Source organism: uncultured Paraglaciecola sp. (assembly GCF_937123705.1).
Lineage (GTDB): Bacteria > Pseudomonadota > Gammaproteobacteria > Enterobacterales > Alteromonadaceae > Paraglaciecola.
On sequence record NZ_CAKZKO010000139.1, the window covers coordinates 122,243 to 145,061 of the forward strand.

17 protein-coding genes are annotated in these 22,819 nt (G+C 42.4%); 3 read left to right on the forward strand and 14 right to left on the reverse strand.

Annotated elements, in window-relative coordinates:
• Window positions 1-12: 12 nt before the first annotated feature.
• From mraY to Q0688_RS19015, 8 genes are all read right to left on the reverse strand, one after another.
• Window positions 13-1,095: a phospho-N-acetylmuramoyl-pentapeptide-transferase gene (gene mraY, locus Q0688_RS18980; protein WP_299080855.1), complete on the reverse strand. Its 1,083-nt coding sequence runs from the start codon at window positions 1,093-1,095 to the stop codon at window positions 13-15.
• Window positions 1,089-2,498, reverse strand: a complete 1,410-nt coding sequence (gene murF, locus Q0688_RS18985; protein ID WP_299080858.1) for a UDP-N-acetylmuramoyl-tripeptide--D-alanyl-D-alanine ligase — start codon at window positions 2,496-2,498, stop codon at window positions 1,089-1,091. Before murF ends, mraY begins: the two co-directional genes overlap by 7 nt.
• Window positions 2,495-4,057, reverse strand: coding sequence for a UDP-N-acetylmuramoyl-L-alanyl-D-glutamate--2,6-diaminopimelate ligase (gene murE, locus Q0688_RS18990; protein ID WP_299080861.1), 1,563 nt, complete (start codon window positions 4,055-4,057; stop codon window positions 2,495-2,497). The genes murF and murE overlap by 4 nt, the downstream gene beginning before the upstream one ends.
• Window positions 4,047-5,885: a penicillin-binding transpeptidase domain-containing protein gene (locus Q0688_RS18995; RefSeq protein ID WP_299080865.1), complete on the reverse strand. Its 1,839-nt coding sequence runs from the start codon at window positions 5,883-5,885 to the stop codon at window positions 4,047-4,049. Before Q0688_RS18995 ends, murE begins: the two co-directional genes overlap by 11 nt.
• The gene (gene ftsL / locus Q0688_RS19000) at window positions 5,882-6,202 is read right to left on the reverse strand and encodes a cell division protein FtsL (protein WP_299080868.1); all 321 of its coding nucleotides are present in this window, start codon (window positions 6,200-6,202) and stop codon (window positions 5,882-5,884) included. The genes Q0688_RS18995 and ftsL overlap by 4 nt, the downstream gene beginning before the upstream one ends.
• Window positions 6,199-7,134: a 16S rRNA (cytosine(1402)-N(4))-methyltransferase RsmH gene (gene rsmH / locus Q0688_RS19005; protein ID WP_299080871.1), complete on the reverse strand. Its 936-nt coding sequence runs from the start codon at window positions 7,132-7,134 to the stop codon at window positions 6,199-6,201. The genes ftsL and rsmH overlap by 4 nt, the downstream gene beginning before the upstream one ends.
• A complete protein-coding gene (mraZ, locus tag Q0688_RS19010) occupies window positions 7,134-7,592 on the reverse strand; it encodes a division/cell wall cluster transcriptional repressor MraZ (protein ID WP_299080874.1) in 459 nt (152 codons plus the stop codon). Before mraZ ends, rsmH begins: the two co-directional genes overlap by 1 nt.
• Window positions 7,593-7,921: 329 nt before the next feature.
• Window positions 7,922-8,611, reverse strand: coding sequence for a hypothetical protein (locus Q0688_RS19015; RefSeq protein WP_299080877.1), 690 nt, complete (start codon window positions 8,609-8,611; stop codon window positions 7,922-7,924).
• Between the two features lie 225 nt (window positions 8,612-8,836).
• On the opposite strand from Q0688_RS19015, the gene Q0688_RS19020 reads away from it, so the two are divergent.
• The 3 genes from Q0688_RS19020 (at window position 8,837) to Q0688_RS19030 (ending at window position 12,376) form a co-directional block, all read left to right on the forward strand.
• Window positions 8,837-9,574, forward strand: coding sequence for an ABC transporter substrate-binding protein (locus Q0688_RS19020; RefSeq protein ID WP_299080879.1), 738 nt, complete (start codon window positions 8,837-8,839; stop codon window positions 9,572-9,574).
• 253 nt (window positions 9,575-9,827) lie between these two features.
• Entirely contained in the window at window positions 9,828-11,321 is a 1,494-nt protein-coding gene (gene glpK, locus Q0688_RS19025; protein ID WP_299080881.1) for a glycerol kinase GlpK, read from the forward strand.
• Window positions 11,318-12,376 carry an aldose epimerase family protein gene (locus Q0688_RS19030; protein ID WP_299080884.1) on the forward strand — a complete coding sequence of 353 codons (1,059 nt, stop codon included), beginning with the start codon at window positions 11,318-11,320 and terminating at the stop codon, window positions 12,374-12,376. Before glpK ends, Q0688_RS19030 begins: the two co-directional genes overlap by 4 nt.
• Before the next feature lie 309 nt (window positions 12,377-12,685).
• Here Q0688_RS19030 and Q0688_RS19035 read toward each other — a convergent pair whose 3' ends face one another.
• The 6 genes from Q0688_RS19035 to Q0688_RS19060 form a co-directional block, all read right to left on the reverse strand.
• The gene (locus tag Q0688_RS19035; protein ID WP_299080887.1) at window positions 12,686-13,489 is read right to left on the reverse strand and encodes a SapC family protein; all 804 of its coding nucleotides are present in this window, start codon (window positions 13,487-13,489) and stop codon (window positions 12,686-12,688) included.
• Between the two features lie 553 nt (window positions 13,490-14,042).
• Window positions 14,043-15,650, reverse strand: a complete 1,608-nt coding sequence (locus tag Q0688_RS19040; RefSeq protein WP_299080890.1) for a glycerol-3-phosphate dehydrogenase/oxidase — start codon at window positions 15,648-15,650, stop codon at window positions 14,043-14,045.
• A gap of 15 nt (window positions 15,651-15,665) precedes the next feature.
• The gene (locus tag Q0688_RS19045) at window positions 15,666-17,150 is read right to left on the reverse strand and encodes an SLC5 family protein (protein ID WP_299080893.1); all 1,485 of its coding nucleotides are present in this window, start codon (window positions 17,148-17,150) and stop codon (window positions 15,666-15,668) included.
• Between the two features lie 60 nt (window positions 17,151-17,210).
• A complete protein-coding gene (locus tag Q0688_RS19050) occupies window positions 17,211-17,975 on the reverse strand; it encodes a SapC family protein (RefSeq protein ID WP_299080896.1) in 765 nt (254 codons plus the stop codon).
• A gap of 14 nt (window positions 17,976-17,989) precedes the next feature.
• Entirely contained in the window at window positions 17,990-19,510 is a 1,521-nt protein-coding gene (locus Q0688_RS19055; RefSeq protein ID WP_299080904.1) for a tryptophan halogenase family protein, read from the reverse strand.
• Window positions 19,511-19,714: 204 nt separating this feature from the next.
• Window positions 19,715-22,507 carry a TonB-dependent receptor gene (locus Q0688_RS19060; RefSeq protein WP_299080907.1) on the reverse strand — a complete coding sequence of 931 codons (2,793 nt, stop codon included), beginning with the start codon at window positions 22,505-22,507 and terminating at the stop codon, window positions 19,715-19,717.
• Window positions 22,508-22,819: the final 312 nt, after the last annotated feature.

The following is a 22,819-nucleotide window of genomic DNA, read 5'->3' on the forward strand; positions in this document are numbered from 1 at the left end:
ATGAATTGCTCCTTAACGCAATTTCAATGTGGCAAGTCCCACAAGTACTAACATCAAAGAAATGATCCAAAAACGCACTATCACCCTCGGCTCTGGCCACCCCTTAAGCTCATAATGATGGTGTATTGGGGCCATTCTAAAAATACGTTTGCCTCTTAATTTGAAAGAGCCTACCTGCAAAATGACCGACATGGTTTCCACCACAAAAATGCCGCCCATAATAAACAGCACAATTTCTTGTCGAACTAACACAGCTAAAATACCCAGTGTTCCGCCTAAGGCTAGCGAACCCACATCCCCCATAAATACCTGTGCTGGATAAGTGTTAAACCACAAAAATCCTAGTCCAGCTCCCACTATGGCGGTGCAAACGATCACCAGCTCGCTGGTAAGAGGAAGGTAAGGAATATGCAAATAAGCAGAAAAATTAATATTGCCTGTGGCATAGGCAAAAATAGCAAAAGCGCCTGCGACCAAAATAACCGGCACTATTGCAAGACCATCAAGGCCATCTGTCAGGTTGACAGCATTGCTGGTACCCACCAATACAAAATAGGTAACAACAATAAACAACATTCCCATTTGTGGCATCACATCTTTAAAAAATGGCACTAATAACGCTGTTTCAGCTGGGCTTTGTTGACTAGTGTACAAATAAAATGCCACAGCAATGGCTATCACGGATTGCCAAAAATATTTCCAGCGCGCAATAAGTCCTCTGGCATCTTTGCGGATAACTTTACGGTAGTCATCGACAAATCCAATTGCACCATAAGTGCTTAATACAAATAGAGTGACCCACACATACCTATTCGTTAAATCACTCCATAACAGCACACTCGACACTATTGCCGCCAAGATAAGCAAACCACCCATGGTAGGAGTACCCGATTTTGCCAAATGAGATTCGGGTCCATCATCACGAATGGTTTGACCTATTTGCATGCGCTGCAGTCCTCGGATCATCTTTGGTCCAATGATCACTGCAATAAGCAAAGCGGTTAAAGTGCTAAGAATTGCGCGCAATGTTAAGTACGAAAACACGCCAAAACCCGCATCAAATTGCTGCAACCATTCTGCTAACCAAATTAGCATGCAATTCTCTCCCTAAAGCGTTCCAACTTTCCCACAGGAGAATCCTCCAATGCTTGGACTACCAGCTCCATTCGTGCACTACGAGAGCCTTTCACCAAAATACTGATGTCGCATTTTTCTGATATGGTTTGCTGATTAATAAACGCTATCATTTGTTCCAAGCGACTGAAGTGTCTACCGTTCTCAGCAAAAACGTCACTGGCACTTTGACTTAACACGCCTAGGGTATACAGTTCATCTATGCCTTTGTTCTTAGCATATTCGCCCACTTGCTCATGGTAATAACGCGCTTTTTCGCCGAGCTCCGCCATGTCTCCTAAAATCAGTGTTTTTCTGCCAGCAAAGCTCGATAACAGATCTATGGCAGCGTTTACTGAACCTACGTTTGCATTGTAAGTATCATCTAAAATCTTCACTTGATTTGTCAGTTGCTTAACTTGCAAACGCCCTGCAACGTGGGGCATGCTCCGTAGCCCTTCTCGCACATCTTGCAAAGTTCCACCTACTTGCAACACTAACGCTGTCGCAGCCAAGGCATTGCTAACATTATGTATACCAGGCAATGACAGGCCGACCCCAATGCGCCCTTTAGTGGTTACCAATTCAAACTGGGCACAACCATCTAAACCCAGCACAACGTCTTCAGCGTAAACATCTGCTTGTTTTTCGGCGGAAAAAGTTTGTACCTTATGGTATTTGAGTTTACCCAACCAATAATCAGCAAATTGGCTATCGGCGTTGACGACTGCTAATCCTTGGGTCTCAGACAAACCTTTGAAAATTTCACTTTTTGCTCTTGCAACACCAAGCAAACTACCAAACCCTTCTAAATGGGCAGCAGCAACATTAACAATAGTCGCCACATCAGGCTTAACCAGATTAGTGGTATAAGCAATTTCACCTAAATGATTAGCACCCATTTCAATCACAGCAAACTCATGGTGTTTTTCTAGCCTAAGCAATGTCATAGGCACACCTAAGTCATTGTTAAAATTACCTTTAGTCGCTAACACCTTACCTCTACGAGCCAAAATAGCGGCCACCATTTCTTTGACTGTGGTTTTACCGCTACTGCCCGTAATTGCCACGGTTTTTGGGGCGACCTCGGCCTTTACCGCTGCCCCTAACAGTCCTAAGGCTATGGATGTATCTTCCACTAATATATAGGGAAGTAGCGTCTCAATATGTCGTGACAAAATTAAGGCAATGGCGCCTTTTTCAGCGGCTTGGTGCACAAATTTATGGCCATCAAAATTTGGTCCTTCGAGTGCCAGAAATAAGTCGGCTGGCTGAATACTTCTGGTGTCAGTACTTACACCTTCTATAGTCAATACCTGCTCATGCTGAGCTACTAATTGCCCATTAACCTTTTCTGCCACCCAGGATAATGATACTGGGATCATGATGTTTTCCCCTCTTGAAGAAGTGCAACAAACTGGCGTTCATCGTACGCCAACCTTTGATTACCTATAATTTGATAGCTTTCATGGCCTTTACCGGCGACTAATATCATGTCACCCGCGGTGGCGATTGCAGCGGCTGTCTTAATGGCCGATTTCCGGTCATGCTCTACAAGCATTTGTTCTGGGTTGATACAACCCGCTAAAATATCTTGAATAATGCTTTGGGGGTTTTCGCTGCGCACATTGTCATCGGTTAAGATAACTTGGTCGGCCAACCTCTCGGCTATTTCCCCCATTAACGACCGCTTGCCAACATCTCGATCGCCGCCACAACCAAACACACACAAAAGTTTTCCATGGCAATGTTGGCGGGTAGCCAACAAGGCTTTTTCTAACGCATCGGGGGTGTGGGCATAGTCCACCACAACTGTGGCGTGATTTTTACGCCTATACAGTTCCATTCTCCCAGCAACGGGCTTAAGCTTTTGCACTATATAAGCAATCTGTTTTAAGCTTTTACCTAAACACAACTGGCTAGATATGGCGGCTAAGACATTGGCCACATTGAATTCGCCCAGTAGCGCAAGACGCAATTCAGCGTCTCCCCATGAGGACTGCAATGTTAGGGCAATACCATCGGCTGTATAGCGCACATTGTTTGCTACACAAAATTTATGTTCATTGGGCAAATCAGCCACACAAACATTCAAGCCAAATAACACCACTGAGGTGCTTTTAGGAATATTTAACAACCAATTTTTATGTTCAGGATCATTTGCATTTAGTACCGCGAAGGCCAATTCTGGTTGGCAAAGCAACAATCTTTTTGCCTTAGCGTATTCAGCCATTGAGCCATGATAATCAAGGTGGTCGCGGCTTAAATTTGTAAAAACAGCAATATCGGTCTTAACAGCTTGAATACGGTTTTGCACTAACGCGTGAGATGACGCTTCTAACGCCACTTGGTATGCTCCATCACTGACAAATTCAGATAGTAACCGCTGCATGCTAATCGCATCTGGCGTGGTATTAACAGCATCATGTGAAGGTTGAGAGTCAGAGTTAGTGTGGTACATGGCGGCACCTAAAGTACCAATAACCGCTGCTTGCTCGCCCATGAGAACCGCTAATTGACTGCTTAGTTGCACTGTTGAGGTTTTACCATTGGTGCCTGTTACAGCTATCACCGACATTGAATTCGCTGGAAATTGATAAAAATATCCAGCCAGTTCCGACAGTTTTTCAGGCAATTGGTAGAAATACACAATCACGCTTTGCTCACGCATTTCTACATGACCATGTTCGGTTTTGTCATCACATTGGGCCACAATAACCTTGGCCCCTAGACTTACCGCCTGAGGAATAAAATCTCGCCCATCAAGTGAATGCCCCTTAATGGCAATAAAGGCTTTATGAATAGCAACATCACGGCTATCTAGCACCAAATCACTTATCATAATATCGGGTGCATCAATCCCAAAGTGCGCCAGCAGTGGTTTAATACTTTGGTCAAAGGCTTTAGGAAATTGATTGGTGATACTTACCATGTCAGCCTGCATTAACGACCTCCTTGTGAGTATTCACTGTGGACACGGCTAACGAAGAAACTGTTTTGTCGTCAGGGGGTACATTTAACATCTGTAAACTAGCAGCCATCACTTTAGAAAAAACCGGCGCGGCAGTATGTCCCGCGTAGTACAGTTCGCCCTTAGGCTCATTAATTAAAATAACCACAGCCAACTGAGGATCTGACACAGGCGCAACACCCGCAAAAATATTGACATACTCCTCACCGTAACCATTGGCATTGGCTTTACGGCTAGTACCCGTTTTACCTGCCACGCGATAGCCAGGCACTTTTGCTTTTTGGGCAGAACCACCGGCTTGAGTGACGCTTTCAAGCATCTGTAACACCTGCTGCGTAACGTCCTCGCTGATGACTCTTTCACTCTCAATAGGCTCGTCATTTTTTATAATGCTAAGGGGGCGCTTAATACCACCATCCCCTAAAATGCTATACATTCTGGCCAGCTGCAGCGCCGTTACCGAGATACCATAACCAAAGGAAAGTGTGGACAGCTCAAAATCTGACCAACGGTTACGTTCATTAAAAATACCGTTGCTTTCACCGAGCAAATTAGCACCGCTGTCGCTCATTAGGCCGACGTTGTAATACATGTCGAGTAAGAAGTCTTTAGGCACCGACAAAGCCAGCTTAGAGGTGCCCATATTGCTTGATTTACGGATGATTTCAGTTAAGTCAATTTCGCCATAATTGCGCGAGTCTCTAACAATATTGCCGCCTAAATGCATCCAGCCCGGCGAAGTATCAATCAAAGAATCTACATCAGCCGATCCAAACTCCAAAGCGCTTAATACTGCCAGTGGTTTAATTGAAGATCCTGGCTCATAGGCATCGGTTACCGCTCTATTTCGAATTCTGTGGGTCGACACACCCGCCCTATTATTAGGATTAAATGAAGGGCTATTCACTAAGGCAAGGATTTCACCGGTACTTACAGCCACTACCACAGCCGAACCCGAGGTCGCCTTGTAATATTGCACCGCCTGCTTTAGCTCTTTGTATGCCAAAGCTTGAATACGTTGGTCTATGGTTAACTGAATATCTTTCGGCTTCTTGCCTTCCTCAAACTCAATAAGTTCAACCATGCGGCCTTTACCATCACGTCGAATTTTGCGAGAGCCTTGTACACCAGCAAGATAGTCGTTATATACCTTCTCAACCCCCTCTATGCCGTTATCATCAACATTGGTAAATCCAACAACATGGGCTGATACTTCACCACTTGGGTAGTAACGTCTCGATTCGTCTCTAAGATAAATACCCGCCAATTTAAGTTGCTGAACATACTTAGCCATAGCTGGGGAAACTTGGCGCTGAATATACACAAACGTTTTTGTTGGATTGCTGACTTTTTGTTTAAGGTCTACTACATCTTGACCTAAAACTTCTGCCAAAGCTTGCCAACGCTTTTTGTTTTCGCGTTGCACGGACTTCAAATCAAAGTGAGGGTCTGCAGCTGCTTTTTTCTCAATTTCTAACATAGACTCAGCAATGGCCTTAGGACTAGCCCAAATAGCCCTTACTGGTACACTTACCGCCAGTTGCTGACCATTTCTATCTACAATCAAACCTCGGTGCAAAGGGTTAGAGCGAGTACGTAGGGTACGATTGTCACCACGCTTGATAAGTAAATCCGGGGAAATCACTTGGATATAGGCTGCTCGGATCCCCAAACCAACAAATACCAAAGAAATGGTTACCACAACCACAACAAACCGCCAATGCAAGAAGCTTGGCACACTCTTAATTTTTGCCTGATTGGCGCTGGTTTTGCGTTTTGAAGGGGTAGTTAGTCGACTCATTTTATCCTCACCACAACTTCTTCATTGGGTAAGGGGCGGCGCATATTTAGCTGGCTCTTCACTAAATTTTCGATACGGTTATGTTCAGCCAAAGCGCTTTGTTCAAGCACTAAATGACGCCATTCAACATCAAGCTGATCTTTCTCTTGCATCAAGCGTTCGATGGCAATGGACATTTGCCTGTTGTGGTGGGCACTGAGTATCACTAAGGCCGCACTAACCAAGACTGCCAGAAACAACAAAACCCGCACTGGATGGCGGGCTAAGTCAGCAACTACAAAACTCAATAGATTAAAGTTAGTATTAGAAGCACTCATAACTTTTCAGCCACCCTTAACACCGAACTTCGCGCCCGTACATTATTTTGCAACTCTGTGGCTGATGGTTTAATCGCCTTACCTATGGCTTTTAATGCTTTAGTTGCATCAATTTCTGACTGCATGATGGGCATATTATGAGGGACATTTAGGCCGCGACTTTGCTCGCGAATAAAGCGTTTAACTAAGCGATCCTCCAACGAATGAAAACTGATTACAGCGAGCCTTCCTTGAGGTGCAAGGGTTTTCAAGGCGGCCTTTAAGCCTGTTTTGATTTCGTCCAGCTCGCTATTGATATAAATACGTATTCCTTGAAAACTGCGAGTCGCGGGATGTTTAAATTTATCTTTAACAGGTACGGCTAAATCGATAATTTCGGCCAATGTTGCGGTATCGGTAATAGGCGCAATTTGCCGAGCATTGACGATGCCGTGAGCGATGCGTTTACCAAATTTTTCCTCTCCAAACTCCTTAATGACTTGGGCTATATCTTGCTCTTCTGCAACGGCCAACCACTGGGCTGCACTCACACCTTTACTGGTGTCCATACGCATATCAAGTGGACCATTTCGCATAAAGCTAAAACCCCGTTGGGCATCATCTAATTGGGGAGAAGACACACCGAGGTCCATCAAAATCCCGTCAACCTTTCCAACTAAATCAAGCTCTTGAGCAACGGATTGTAATTCAGAGAAGGGGCAATGATGAATAGAAAACCGTGGGTCTTGTGCCAAAGACTGTGCAGACTCTATGGCACTGGGATCTCTATCGATGGCAATTAATTTACCCTTTGCAGATAACGCTTCTAATATCTTTCTAGAATGGCCACCTCTGCCAAAAGTTGCATCCAAATATATGCCATCAGGCTTGATAGCTAGGCCGTCGATGGATTCCTGCTGCAACACAGATAAATGTGAAAAATCATTGGCCATTACAGAGAAAAGTCCTGAAGTCGTTCAGTCAATTCAAAATTCGCTTCTTGCTCAGTCGCGACATCTAAATTGATTTGCTGTTGCCATACATCGGCATCCCAGATTTCAAACTTGTTGAACTGGCCTACTAACATAATTTGTTTATCGAGCTTGGCATGTTGACGTAATGGTGCGCCTAATAAAAACCGTCCATTTTTGTCCATATCGCCTTCATTGGCATAACCCAATAGCAAACGCTGCATGCGACGTTCGTGCGGATTCATACTAGAGAGGCGACTTAATTTAAGCTCAATTTCTTCCCATTCAGGAAGTGGGTAAAGCAGCAAACAAGGCTGTTGCGTGTCGATAGTACAAACTAGCTGTCCCTTACAATCATCCAGCAAAGACTGTCTATACTTAGTAGGTATAGTCACTCTTCCTTTAACATCTAGATTGATTGCATTAGCGCCGCGGAACATAATTCCCCTAACCTTTTTTATTTTTATCTATCAACAATGAACTAGTAAATACGACACTTAACAAAATCTGATGTGATTTTTATAGTTTTTTTGAGGTTATTAAACCCTTCAGATCCACTTTATGCCACTTTTACCCACAATGGACAGTTTAGGTAGCACAGGTCTATCATGTCAAGGACTAAAAGCAGCTATTTGAAGGGTTTCTAGGGCAAGTAATCAAAGGCTTTACAGAAGTGTTTGAAATGCTAGAAAAAACTGACAAGCTGGCGCAATTTGGTAACAACCTAAATAATGACTTTACAGGTTCTAGCTATTTGACGTTTTATAGGTCATAAAGGAAGCTGATTTCGGCTGGCATTAAAAGCTGGTAGTTTTTCCCGAAACTTTTGCTGTATTTGAGGTAGTAAGTTGAGATGCTTTTTATTGATCACATGGTAACCAGACACATCTTTTACTTTTATATAATTAAGTTTAGATGACCATTCACTAAGCTGACTGGCATCGAAGCTATATAAAGCATAGATTATCCTATCCTCTTCGAGCATTTTTAAGGTGTTAGTTGGCATTTCGCTTATCACAATATGTGCGGTTATATCTCCTTTTTCGAACAACTTTAACGTGCCTTCATCGGTCTGAATATAAGCAGTTTCTTGTTGCAGAATCTCTAAATTGCAGGGTTCCCCCTTTTTGCATAACAACACTAAAGAGCCTTTTGCAAAAGCCGGTTCAACTAAAATCACATTGTCATATTTTGTAGCCACACTCTTAAGTCTAATCACATCAGCGTCGACCAAACTATCGTTTAGCAAAATCAAACCTCGTTTGGTCGGCGTGGTAAGAATCGATACAGTAAAGCCTAACTCTTGGTATATAGATTGTACAAATTGAGCGTACACCTTGCCCTCTATGCTTCCCCCATAGGAGATCCTAAACAATGGCTTTGCGTCTGTTCTTTCGGTGGATACTGAACCCCCTGAAAGAAATAATAAACATACTGAAACAATACGCCAATTGAACATTCTTTACTTCCCTATATCCATGCGATAGCAATCTTTATTCTTAACCTACAATAAACTGCAAAAATTTATGTTAATCAAAGAAGTAGTATAATAATGGTACTACTATGCCGTAAAAGTCAAAACTACTTGCCCTTACAAACAAGCTCTTTGGATGGAAGTAACTCACTTGCAACTATCAGGCTCTGTGTATACCATCATATGGTTACTAATAAAAATGGAATTTTTATGCGTTTATTTACTATTTTGTTTTTCTGCGTTATTTGCACTTTTTTTGCAAACTCAGCGTCCAAACCAATAATAGGCAGTTATTACATTCCCGGATTAGTCATCGATAAATCTCATGGTTTATTTATTCAATTGCATAAGTTGATAATGGAAAGAGTAGCGGTCGAGTCCGAGCTGGTACTGCAATCAACCAAGAGCATGCAAAATTCTTTTAAAGACAATCAAGTATTAGCTTACTTTCCAGAACTATGGGAAAACGTGCCGAAAAAAAATGCGGTGATTTCAGACACTATTTGGCTTAAAAAAATCATTGTTTATACACTTAATAACAGACAAGTTAACTCTATCAAAGATTTAGAAGGCCTCAATATTGGTGCCGTAAGTGGTTATAGTTACGGTGAAACTATAACTAACAACCCTAAAATTAGCATCGACTACGCAGACAATGACGATATCAATGTAGAACGATTAATTAAAAGAAGAATTGACGCCATCATAGGCGATCAAATCTCCACTCAATTTGCGGTTAACAACAGCCAATTTAAAGATAGAATTCGTTATGATGTAGACAAACCTTTGGAAGTGCTTAATGTGTTCTATGTTTGCCAAAAAACTCTTGACGGTATAGCGCTTTGTGAACATATATCATCAGCCATAGCCAACTTAAGAGAAAACGGAATCCTGATGCTAAATGCTTCAAGTGGCGAAACTCAGTTAAACCTTCAACTCGCCCGTTAGGATGCCTCATAAGTCAGTCCTTACCTGAGTTTTAGAAAGGAAACATTATAAAATATATGTGTTCTGTTATTTTTCGCGGTTTTATCTTCAGCATCGCATTTATTTAAATTCTAGGTTGTGTGTTCCCACTCATATTATTGGTTATCTTCACGGCATAAAAATAATATACTCGTCTGATGCTATGAATAAGCAGCTGCTATCCATTAAGCAGCTGAAATAAATGAACATTCCCCACTATACAAAGGAACACGCTATGCCGCTAGAAAACTGTATTCTGTCTATTGATCAAGGCACCACTTCTAGCAGGGCTATAGTATTTGCACCAGATTCAAGCATTGTAGCTGTTGCTCAACAAGAGTTTGCACAGCATTACCCTAATGATGGTTGGGTTGAGCATAACCCTGAAGATATTTGGGCAAGCACTTTAAGCGTGTGTCAGCAAGCCGTTGCTAGGGCAAGCGAACAAGGGGCAAAAATCGCGGCAATTGGTGTAACTAATCAAAGAGAAACCACTTTGGTGTGGGATAAAACAACCGGCAAAGCGATTTATAACGCCATAGTATGGCAAGATAGGCGCACTGCAGAGCAATGCCGCAAGTTGCAAGGTGAAGGGCACTTAGAAGCAGTACAAGGGCGTACAGGTTTGTTACTCGACCCGTATTTTTCTGCTTCAAAAGTGGCGTGGATTTTGGACAACGTGCAAGGTGCTAGGCAGCAAGCCGAAGCCAACCAACTGGCTTTTGGCACTGTGGATAGTTTTCTTATTTGGCGTTTAACAGGGGGCAAAGTGCATGCCACCGATGTCACCAATGCCAGCCGCACTAACTTATTTAACATCCACGATCTTTGCTGGGATCAGCACTTACTTGACATTTTTGATGTGCCAACGTCCATGTTACCCCAAGTAAAAGAATGCGCCGATGACTATGGCCACACGGCCGAAGAATTATTTGGTTATGCCATCCCTATTGCTGGGGTAGCGGGCGATCAACAAGCGGCCAGTATTGGGCAATGTTGTTTCAAGCAGGGCGACATTAAAAGCACCTATGGCACTGGATGTTTTGTGCTATTAAATACCGGTGAAAAAGCGCTACAATCAAAAAACAAGCTATTAACCACAGTGGCCTACACCATTAAAGGGCACACTCACTATGCCCTTGAAGGCTCGATTTTTATTGCCGGTGCGGCGGTGCAATGGCTAAGAGATGGCTTAAAAATCATTAAAAGTGCTACAGAAACCGAAGCCATGGCCAACAGCATTGCCGATGATCATGGGGTGTTTTTAGTACCGGCTTTTGCTGGTTTAGGCACCCCTTATTGGGCGCCCGATGCCAGAGGGGCAATATTTGGTTTAACCCGCGCCACCAGCGATGCGCATCTGGCCCGCGCCGCTCTTGAGTCAGTGTGTTTGCAAACCGCAGATTTGCTGCAAGCCATGAGTGAAGATGGGGTTAATCCAGAAAAGCTACGAGTCGATGGCGGCATGGTGGCCAATAGCTGGGTCTGTCAGTTTTTAGCGGGCATACTTAACGTAACAGTAGAACGTCCTAAAGTGATGGAAACCACGGCATTAGGCGCAGCATATTTAGCCGGTTTGCAAGTAGGCATTTACCAGTCAACGGAAGAGCTGGCCAGCATGAATCAAATCGATAAGCGCTTTGAGCCACAAATGGATGCCGCAAAACGCGCGAAACTACTCAAGGGCTGGGCCAGTGCTATTCAAAGCACTTTAGGTTTTAATCCTTGATAACCCAATCGACCTTTGGCGAAATGCCCGATGGCACAGTAATCGAGCAATTTTGCTTAACCAATAATCAGGGCGTAAGCTTAGAGATCCTCAGCCTAGGCGGCATTATTCGTCGCTGGTTAATTCCCCATAATGCAAAGCCGCCTACAGATATAGTGTTAGGTTTCGACTCAGTACAGGCATATTTATCTGATGACAGTTACTTAGGTGCATTGGTAGGCAGATACGCCAATCGCATTGCCGAAGGAAAATTGTGCCTAGAGAGTAAAAATTATCAGCTGGATATCAATCAAGGCGACAACTGTTTGCATGGTGGTAGCCAAGGCTTTAATAACAAAGTATGGCAGAGCACTGTGTTATCTCGCGACGAAAACCCAGCAATTGCGTTGCAGCTAGAAAGCCCAGACGGCGATCAAGGCTTTCCAGGCGCCTTATCTACTAAGGTAATATATACCTTAACCGAATCCAACCGCTTAAAAATAGAATATTTTGCCACCTCAAAGCGCACCACAGTATTTAATCCAACCAACCACAGTTATTTTAATTTGTCTGGGCATAACAGTGGCTCTGTTAACAATCAGCACATCCAAGTAGTGGCCAGTTATTACACCCCAACAGATGCACATGCCATACCCACAGGTGAGCTGATTAAGGTAGAAGGCACGCCTTTTGATTTTAGGAAGTTAAGCACAATCGAACAGGCATTAACGTCTGCCCATCCACAAATTCAATATGGCAACGGCTTAGATCATAATCTGTGTATCGATTCCTATGATCCACAATCCCAAGAAGCCAAATATGCGGCTAAAGCCACATCAGAAAATACAGACATTAGCCTAAAGGTTTATACCACTATGCCCGGGATCCAGGTTTTTACTGCCAATCACTTTGATCATAAAAAAGGTAAGCAGGATAGCTTATATCACGCCCATCAAGGGCTGTGTTTTGAAACACAGTTTTACCCTGATTCGCCCAATCAGCCGCAATTTCCCAGTGCTACATTAAAGGCAGGTGAAGCGTTTTATTCGGTCACTGAATATGAAGTGTTATTTTAATACCAAGCCACATTAACTAACCCGAACTCGGAATAAGAAACGCCTGTAAGTAGCGCTATTTTTGCCCCTATCTTCGTTGTTCATCATGAGTGTAGAGTGACTACACAACATAATGAACGCCTTGATAAGAACAAAACTAGCACCACTTACCCATGATTTGAATAATTGTATTAATTTTAATAAAAGTAAATCTTTGAAATATAAATGTAAATCTGTATTTTTCGACATTCCTTATCCCGAATTCGGGTTAACTAAAAAAGCCCGATACAACTCAGTTGCAACGGGCTTTTTGTATGCAGTCAAAACGTTTTACTTTTTAGCGGTTTTTTTCGCTTTAGGTTTTGCTGCTGGTTTTTCTTCTGTTGCCGTTTCTTCAGCTTTTGGCTCTTCAAGTTGAAGTTGCAGGGCTCTAACAGGATTGTCGCTTGTTTGTGTCAGTTGAACTAAACGGTTCAATTGTCCAAGAGACATCATCACAGCATAAATAGCACCTAAGTAACCAGTTTTATGCAAATCAGTAATAGTATCGGCATCAAGGGCTTGAAGACGTTTTTCACTGATAGTTTGCATACCATTGATATTGCGCTGTTGACCATTAACATAGTGAGCACTTAATACGATTGAGTCAAACAATCCTAGCTCTTCGATTTTCTTGACAAAATCTCGAGTAGCCATTTCGCTGTTAGCTAGCTCAGACAACAACTTTTGACGGTTGTCGAAGAATGGGCTGGGTTCGTCACCAGCAAAAAGTGGCTCGCCTTCGGTGCCAACTAGATCAGAGTTTTCATCGAAAAACACCCCTAATTTATCGCCGTCTGGTCGTACATCAAAAGGATAGCGTTGAATATTTAGCGGCACAACATGACCTGACCATTTGTCGTCTTGAATATACAAGTTAACGCCTTGCTCAATACCTAACATAGCCACACTGTGAGTCGTGTCGCTGTTCGGATCTTTAATAAAGATAATCGGCATACAACTGGCAATCTGTGCATATTCACGCAAGGATGCCGCGGCTAAATGCGCTTCTTTAGCATGTGGGAAATTGGCATCTAGCTTTACGTGTAAGTCTTTATGCTTGTTTTTGTCTAGGGGAATGTAATTCATTGTCATTAAAATATTCTCTAATTATTTTTGATAAAGCGGTTTTTATGCGCCGTATTGAATGTTAACAGCCAACATAATTCAATAACTGGGGATCTTTCAGGCTTTTACAAGTTAAAAACCGCAGAAGTGTGATTTATTTGTAAATAACTTACCGTTCTCGTGTGACAATTTTACCCGTTGCTTGAATTTGACTGTTTTCCTTATCGTCCCGACATGCAATTTTCCCCCCTTATCGTTGGGATAGCATATCCCTGTTTTGTCGTTCCCGAAGTCTTTTGATCGGGAACCTAGTGACTTTGTATTGCTTGCGCTGAATGTGTTAAACCCAGTTTGGGTGCGATACAGAGTCACTGGATACCCGATAACTACACTCGGGTATGACAGTTTTTGTTTGTCGTTGGGATAGTATATCCCACTTGTCGTTCCCGAAGTCTTTTGATCGGGAACCTAGCGACTGTGTGTTTCTTGCGCTGAATTTGTTAAACCCAGTTTGAGTGCGATACAGAATCACTGGATACCCGATAACTACACTCGAGTATGACGATTTTAAAAGTATGAGTTAATTCACAGAGTCGATGTATTCTTGCAGTTTGGCTTCCGCTTCATTTCCAAATAAGATTTCACACGCCACTTTTAATCCAGGGGCGGCTAGGATGTCTTCTTGTCTTACCACTAGAGATATTTTTGAACGGCGACGTAAAAAGTCTTCAAGTTTGGTGACCATTTCACGCTCTGCGGCATGTTCAATTTCAACCCTTAGGTATTCAGAGTTTTCAATTAATAGTTCGGCGTTTTCGGGATTCTCACGGATCTTCTCTAACATATTGATAGCATTACGGCCGTAGCGGCGCCAAAACCTTTTGGTTAGAGGTTCAGATGAGGTTGCAGGGGTAAGCGCATCAAAGTTCATCAATTCAGCGCGGTGGTAAAACTCATCCCGTACGGTATCGTCGGGTTCGCCGTACCATTTGTAATTTTCGTAGGGCAGTGAAATGCCTAGTTCCTTAATCAAGCCCGCTACTTCGTCACCGACGTTAATACAGTCGGTCAGTTTGCCCCCAAATATCGACAAATACTTGTCCACTTTATTTATGTCAATGGCGTGTTTACGTGACAATTGCACCCAATCTGCGGTGCCACCTGTGCCTTTTATGGCTAGGGGCCTTACGCCACAACGCTCGGCTATTATGTCATCTTGGGTTAAGGCTTTTGGCAAGTCTAGAAGTTTGTTTACATTGTCTAAAACAAATTGCCGGTCTTCGTTTGTCACTTTTGCATGGGGATCTTCAACTTGGGTATCAGTAGTACCAATACAGGTTTTTGGCCCCATAGGGATAACAAAAAATAACCGTCCATCATCGGCAAAAAAAGTCAGAACCTTATTACTATCGGTAATTTTATCGACAATTAAATGTATGCCTTTTGAAAATAAGTGATGATGCTCGGTAGTTTGTTGATTAAGCTGATTCATTGGATCAACAAATGGCCCAGCTGAATTAATAATCACCTTAGAGCGAACCGTAAACGCTTCACCGCTGATGACATCCATTGCTTGGGTGTGCCAAAGGCCATCTACTTTTTCTGATCCATTAGCTTGCACATAATTAGCAGCAATACAGCCATAACTCATACTCGAACGAATAAAATTAAACACAAAACGAGCATCGTTATCGTGTAAAAACGCATCTGAATATTCAAAGCCACCATTAACTTTTTGGGTGTTAACTACATTCTCTAAGGATTTAATTTTAGGAGCTGATAAATACGTTGGCCCTTTGGTAAAAAAGCGCCCCATCAACCAATAAACCAAAGTTCCCATAAAAATAAACAAAGGTGGAAACCGAAAACCTTTTTGAATGCTAGTAAAAAAGCGGATCTCTTTTACCGTCGAAGGATAACTACGCATTAAGTGATTACGACTCTTACACAGTTTATTCACCAAAGCATATTCATGGCTTTCGAGGTACTTCACCCCACCCCATGCCAAGTTTGAAGAATTAGAACTGGTAAAGCCTGCAAAATCCCCCTTGTCTATTAGAGCCACTTTCGCCCCTTTTGCCGCAAGGGAGGCCGCTGATACGGCCCCGTTAATGCCCCCTCCGATGATCAGCACATCAAATGTTGTTTCTGGCAGTTTTTGTATATTACTTTTTCTAAGATGATTCACTTTTATTCCACTATTTTATGATTCTGCGGGTTGCACTAAACCATCATTACTGCCCCATGCAAACTCGGCACTTTGCTTGTAATACAATTTATTGATCAACAGTGCGACAGACACGCATGACACTAAGGTGATAAACATTAAGTGAATGTAATGCAGCCCAAAGGGAGCATGGATAGGCGAGAACTCAAACGACAAAGCACCGTACCAAAATACCCCAAATATCACGGCAATAATACCCGCATTGGCGTGGACATTTCTAAATACTAAGCCAACGATAAATATTGAAAGGATTGGCATACTGAATAATCCCCAAAGCTGTTGTAATAAGTTAATAATACTCTCTGCTTGGGCGTAAACCGGCACTAAAGCCAAGGTAATAACGGTTAACACTGCGGTGATCCCAGCACTGAGTTTAGGTACATTTTTAGTGTGGCCGATGTAAGGTTCGTGAATATCGCATACATACAGAGCAGCGGCTGAGTTTAAGTTACTGTTAAAGGTTGAAAGCACGGCTGCAGCCATGGCGGCAGCAAAAATACCCGACATCCAAGAAGGTAATAAATCCCCTACTATCCTGCCATACGCAGCATCACCTATATCACCATACAATTGAAAAGACACAATGCCAGGAATAACTACTATGGCGGGCACAATCAGAAGACGGATTGCCACAGCACCAAACACTCCTTTTTGGGCTTCTTTTAAGGTAGGTGCCGCCATAGCGCGCTGGGTGATCACTTGATTGGTTCCCCAATAAAATGCTTGGATAAAAATCATACCGGTTAATAGAGTATGCCAAGGAATAGGTGAGTCATCTGAGCCAATAAAAGTCAGTCTTTCAGCAGGGATAGCAGAAAAATCATAATCAATGGCGTTAAGGGCCAAAAATACTACAGCAACAGCCATAGTTAAGAGTAAAACACCTGAATAAGTATCCGAAACCGCAACGGCACGTAAACCACCAAAAATGGCGTACATTGCGCCTAACGTCGCGAACGCTGCAGCGATATACATCAATGGGATATCCACATTAAACATGGTTTTCATAAATAACGACCCTGAATAAATCACCGCAGGGCAAAATATCAAGGCACTACTAAGGAAAAACAAAGTCCCGATAACTGCGCGTATATGTTTGTTGTTGTAGCGTTTTTCTAGAAGCTCTGTGGTGGTGGTACATTGGTACTTGTAATAAACAGGCAAGAATACTTTGGCTAACAGCACTAGCCCTACTAATGCAGCAAACTCCCACCAAGCCAGCAATGCCATTTGGTTGCCGTTAGTGCCTACAAGTTGATCGGTGCTTAAATTGGTTAAAGTAATAGAGCCAGCAATGAAATACCATTTCAACTCCCCACCAGCTAGAAACATTTCTTTGTTTTGTTGGCCCTCAGTGGCGCCAGATCGTGGCCCTTTGCCCCTACACTGCCAGTAGGTAAGCGCAGCTATAAAAGCTGTCACCATTGTAAAAACAATTACTTGCGTCATATTTTCTGGCATTACATTTTTCCTTAGCAGGTTTTATATTATTTATTTTCACTTCATTATTTGACTAAGCGCCTAGGCAATTGCTCGGTCTTTCATCACTTCTATTTTTAGTTGTTTGATAACTCTCATACTGTGTAATTCATTGTTTTTCTTAACTAAAGTATTTAGCTGATAAATTGAAATTAACATGGCGTGGATCGGAATTAAGTAACCAAGTTTATTCAACTCTGCTAATTGCTCGGCAGATAAAGCATGTAACTTGTCTTCATCAAGCGTGTGTAAACCATTTAGGTGTTGCACGCTGTCATCTTGAAACTGTATTACCAAATTTATGGATTTTAATAAGCCTAATTCTTCTAACTTCTGGCAAAAGTGTGAAGTCTGCATATCATTTTTAATATCCGCTTCAAGCAGCTTTTGTATACGACTCAAATACAGTGTGGCTCTTCCTTGAGTATCAAAAAGTGGTTCCCCTGTTTCTTTAGAGAACGCCGCACTTTGCTCTAATACACCTATAGTAAAGCTGTTTTCTTGTTTTTCAGACTGCATCAAAAACAGCGGATAGGTTTGCATACTTGAAGGCAAAAACGCACTGTCCCATTGCTGTTCACGCACAAATAAGTTGCTGCCATTCTCTAGGCTGGTTAAGGCCGATAACACCCACGCACCCGTACGTTGTTCACGGGTAAAAAACACCGGAAAACTTGTCACGGCCTTAGAGGTTTCGGTAACTCTTAGTTTCATTATTTGTTGGTTAGCAGCCATGGCTATATGGCAATTTGGCCTGACTTTTAGCCCTTGATGACTTTTACTGTTGAGCTCTACTAATTTTGTCATGATGAATCTTCTTCTTATTTAACTTTAGACAGCCAAGTTTCAATGTAATCTCGATGCGGCGGCAAAGTTTGCAACATCTGCTCGGTTAATTGCTGATTACGCTGCATAATTTTTTCGGCTTGTTGATCTTGATTATATAAATACCGCTGGCGCTCGAAATAAGGCTTAAAGCCCATGCCATATAATACGTATTGATAACTAGCAGCAGGAAATAACTCTATAGAGGCATCGAAGTCGCTACTTACTGGCCCTCGATACCCCCACAATGCCAAGTCATTTTTTAGACTTTGCGGAATGGAGTTGTCTTCAAGGTGTGCTTGCCAGTAGGGTTCAGGACGCTGAGTTAAACAATAATGTAATTTCAAAAAATCAATAATGCGCTGCCAGCGATAATGCATCTGTTGATTAAATCGCTCAGCGGTAATGGCCATTAAGGAGTTATCTGCTGGTAAGTTTTCTGCAATATAACGGGCAGATATTTCCACCAACATAATAGCTGTGGCTTCTAGGGGTTCAACAAAGCCTGCAGACATGCCTACTGCTACGCAGTTGTTTTTCCAAAACGTGGCTCTGTGTCCAGATTCAAACGAGATTTTTCGCGCCGGTATGTCTTTAGCAGCGTTACCTATGTAGGCACGCAAGTTAGCTTCTGCTTCATCATCGCTTAAATAAGCGCTGCTATAAACATGTCCTACTCCGCGTCTATGGGTCAAACCTATATCCCAGATCCAACCGGCATTTTGCGCCGTGGCTATGGTATGACAAGCAATAGGGCTGGAATCATCCTCGTAAGGGATTTGCATAGCAAGAGCGGTATCGTTAAATAACACATCATCTTGCGGTACAAAAGGCACCCCTAATGCTTTGCCTAATAACAACGAAGAAAATCCAGTGCAATCGACAAACAAATCGCCTTGTACATGCTTTTGTTCAGACAACGCAACCGATTGGATATGGCCATTCTTCGCTAAAACAACGTCTTGTACTGTACCGATAATATGTTCAACATTGAGATTGTCACGACAATGCTGCTTGAGTAAATCGGCAAACGCCCCTGCATCCAAATGGTAGGCATAGTTACACTGAGCTGTATATTCAGATTCGGCCATAGTACGTGGCGCTAAACCGGCTTCACAGATATGATGCTGAAAATTTGACCGTGCGGCATAATCTTCAATATTGGCCATATAAGGGGCTAAGTCTATGCGCCCATAACCTAGAGGCACAGTAAAAGGGTGATAATAAAAGTCATCTTGACCTTGAACCCAGTCTACAAATTTTCCACCTTGCTTAAAAACGGCATGACAATGTTTAAACAAATCACTTTCTTTAATGCCAATTTGCTGCAGAGTATTTTTCATGGTGGGCCAAGTCCCTTCGCCTACACCCACTGTAGGTATATCAGACGACTCCACAAGAGTGACTTGAATTGCATCAGAAGTGCTAGTTTTATGGTGAGAAGCGACAATAGCAGCAGTTAACCAGCCAGCCGTTCCTCCACCCACAACTACAATTTTTTTAACCGCTTTTGACATCTTGATACGCTATCCATTTACTGCACATACAACCTCTTATTCTATGGGTATAGAACACGGAAATCAGCAATACTTCAAAAGATATTTCTATCCCATAAGGCCTGCTGCGCCCTGTGGGATAAAAATAACCCGCACCTTCAATGCGGGTTATATTCCTAGTTAACCGACAATTGCGTTAACTATTGTATTTCACTAAAAGCAAACTTAGAAATTAGCACGAACACCAAAAGCATAGCGGGCTCCAGTATCTTGGATCTGCGTGATTTGATTTGAGAATCGACCATGCTTGAAGGTTTCTTCACCGGTTAAGTTAATGCCTTCAAAGAAAATCGTGAAGTTTTCGTTGATGTCATAACTGGCACTTGCATCCCATTGTCCGTAAGTATCTACAAAGTTAGGCTCGCCAGTACCACCTGCCAATGTTTGTAAGAAGGCTTCACGATTGTTATAGGCTAATCGTGCCTGCCAACCATCTTGTTCATAAAACACCACAAAGTTTTGAGAATCACTTAACCCTTCTAAAGCAAAGGTTTGAGATACAGTAGTATCTATTTCAGCATCACTGTTGACCACAGTTGCGTTAGCCGTGAAGCCAAAACCATTATCCCATACATGAGTCAGGGCAATTTCAAAACCATTGACACTGGCCGTTTCACCATTTTGAGGACGACTGACGAAGAAGTCTTCGGTGGCACCTTGTAATTCATCGGCAATGATTAAGTCTGGATCATCACAATTGCCACAGATGTTGCCCGGATTACCGGCACGACCTGCCAATGCAAATGTTTCTAGTCCTCTTACTGTGGTAATAAAGTCTTCTACTTCTTTATTGAAGTAAGCAAAACTCAATGAGCTTGCATCAGCAAAATACCACTCGTAAGAAATATCCCAGTTCTCAGACAAGAAAGGTTTTAATGCAGGGTTACCACCCGACGCTGTTAAGTTTTGTAAACGAGGCTGTCCAAAGTTAGTAACAGGTGACATTTGTGACAAAGTAGGTCGTGTCATGGAGTCATAGAAAGAAAAGCGTAATACCATATCGTCTTGCAAGTCTAACTTGAAGTTAACACTAGGCAATAAATTCGCGTAGCTGCCACCTTTAGTAATTGGCTCTGCATCACCTGCGTAAACATTCTGGAATACCGTTCTATCACTGGTTGCTTCTATATCAGACAACACTTGTGATGCGCCATCTACTGATGTTTTAGTTTCACTGTAACGCGCGCCCACATTGACAGTCCAAGGCATATCACCTAATTCACCTTCAAATACAAAATCTAAATATAAGCTAGTGACTTCTTCGCTTACAATGGCAAACCCATTGGTACGCTCAGGGATCCAGTAATTATTTTCAGCTATAAATGCAGCAGTTGAACCCAGAGGGAATCCTAAGGTTGCATCATTACTGGCTTGCAAGCTAGTGTCGTTTATCAAAGTATCAAACCAAGCTAAACCATCATATGAATACCAAGTATCGGTCACACCATCGAAGAAGTTGTTAGCAGTATAAGACTCTAAAATACCTGAAGGCACTTCACTACGGTAACCACCGTACAGGCTGTTTAGACCACCCACTTCACTGTATGGCTGGATGCTTTTTTCGCGGTCTTGGAAATAGCCTCCAAATTTCATACTAGTGAAGGTATCGCTATCAGGTGTATAGGTAAAATCAGCTTTTAGTTCGGTCAGCTCATCTATATTGTTTCTTGCGCCGCCTTTATTGGCAATATGTGTACGCGCCCGGGCAATATCAGGTATACCACTGGCACTAAAATCATCATGCTGAGTAGTAAAACTATCCCCTTCTAAAGTAGAAGAAAAGTTATTGATCATACCAATAACGGTAAAATAAGTACCGCCATCTGAGGTATCATCTGTGGCTTTTGAAGTGGAAATATCAAAATCTGCTTTCAGATTTTCGCGTATATCCCACTCTACATTTAGACCAAAGGCTTCCAAAGATGAATCACGGCGGCCTTGAGTGTTTTCTACAAAATCAGTCGCTGCACCTCCACCTACTTGGTCAATATAGGTGGCAGTTCTGGTTTCGGGATCAACAGTGACACTACCTACACGAGTGGGTTCGTACCAAGCGGCTAGATCATGTTGTACTGAGTCCACTTCAAATTCTGATAAGAAACCATCAAAGGTAATAGAAATTTCATCATTAGGGGCATATTGCAAAACAAGTGATGCGTTAGTACGGGTTCTTTCTTGTACATCAGAGATGTGATCCACGTTACGTGGAATATAAATGTTGGTGGCCAACACTTCGCCAGCCGTATTAGAAACGTCAATACCAGGACGCCAGCCGCTGGTACCAATAGTATTAATATCCACATTTCTCTGCTGATGAGATGCAGCGAATAACACTCCGAATCTGTCATCATTAAAGGTATTACTAACCAGCACAGATGCACTTGGAGAAGTCTCTTCATTTAGACTTTCATAGGTACCTTTAACTGTACCTGCGACTCTAAAACCATCGATATCGAATGGTCTAGCGGTCGTGGTATTAATAGTGGCGCCTATACCGCCTTCTTGCAACGCCGCATTGGTACTCTTATATACATTAGCACCGCTGATCATTTCCGCAGCTAGCACATCAAAACTAAAAGCGCGGCCTACATTATCGGTAGCCATCTGGCGACCATTTAGCAATACCGCATTAAATTGTGGGCCAAAACCACGTACCGATACAAGGCGACCTTCACCGCCGCTTCTATCAATGGACACACCAGTGATACGTTGCAATGATTCGGCAACGTTCATGTCTGGGAACTTACCTAAATCTTCTGCCGCAATACCATCAGATACTATTAGTGACTCTTTTTTGTCTGACATTGCACGCTTTAAACTACTCACAATACCACGTACTTCAATCACTTCAGTGGTGTCATCGGCAGCGGCATCTTGAGCCATTGCCTGCAAAGACAACCCTGCTGCTGGTACTAATAATGCGGCTTTAACGGCCGTCCAAAGATAGTTTTTTTTCATTTGATGTGTCCTGTGTTTGCCTAGTAAATTATTATTTTTAAGAATGTAATAAACCGGTGTCTCCATGGGTATGATTGTTATAAAGATCCCTTGGCTAAGTCTCACTCAGCTAATAACAACTCACCAACATTTTTCACTCTTTATGTTAGCAATTTTCTAACTTACACTTATATAAGACAAAAGAATATTACTATTTGTGATGATCATCCTTCACTATTGCTTATATTTTTACTAGCAATCAAGTGTTTAGCGGATTAGAAGAGGCATCAAAATGTAGAGTAAAGACTGGTTTCAATTGCAAAAGCGATTGAT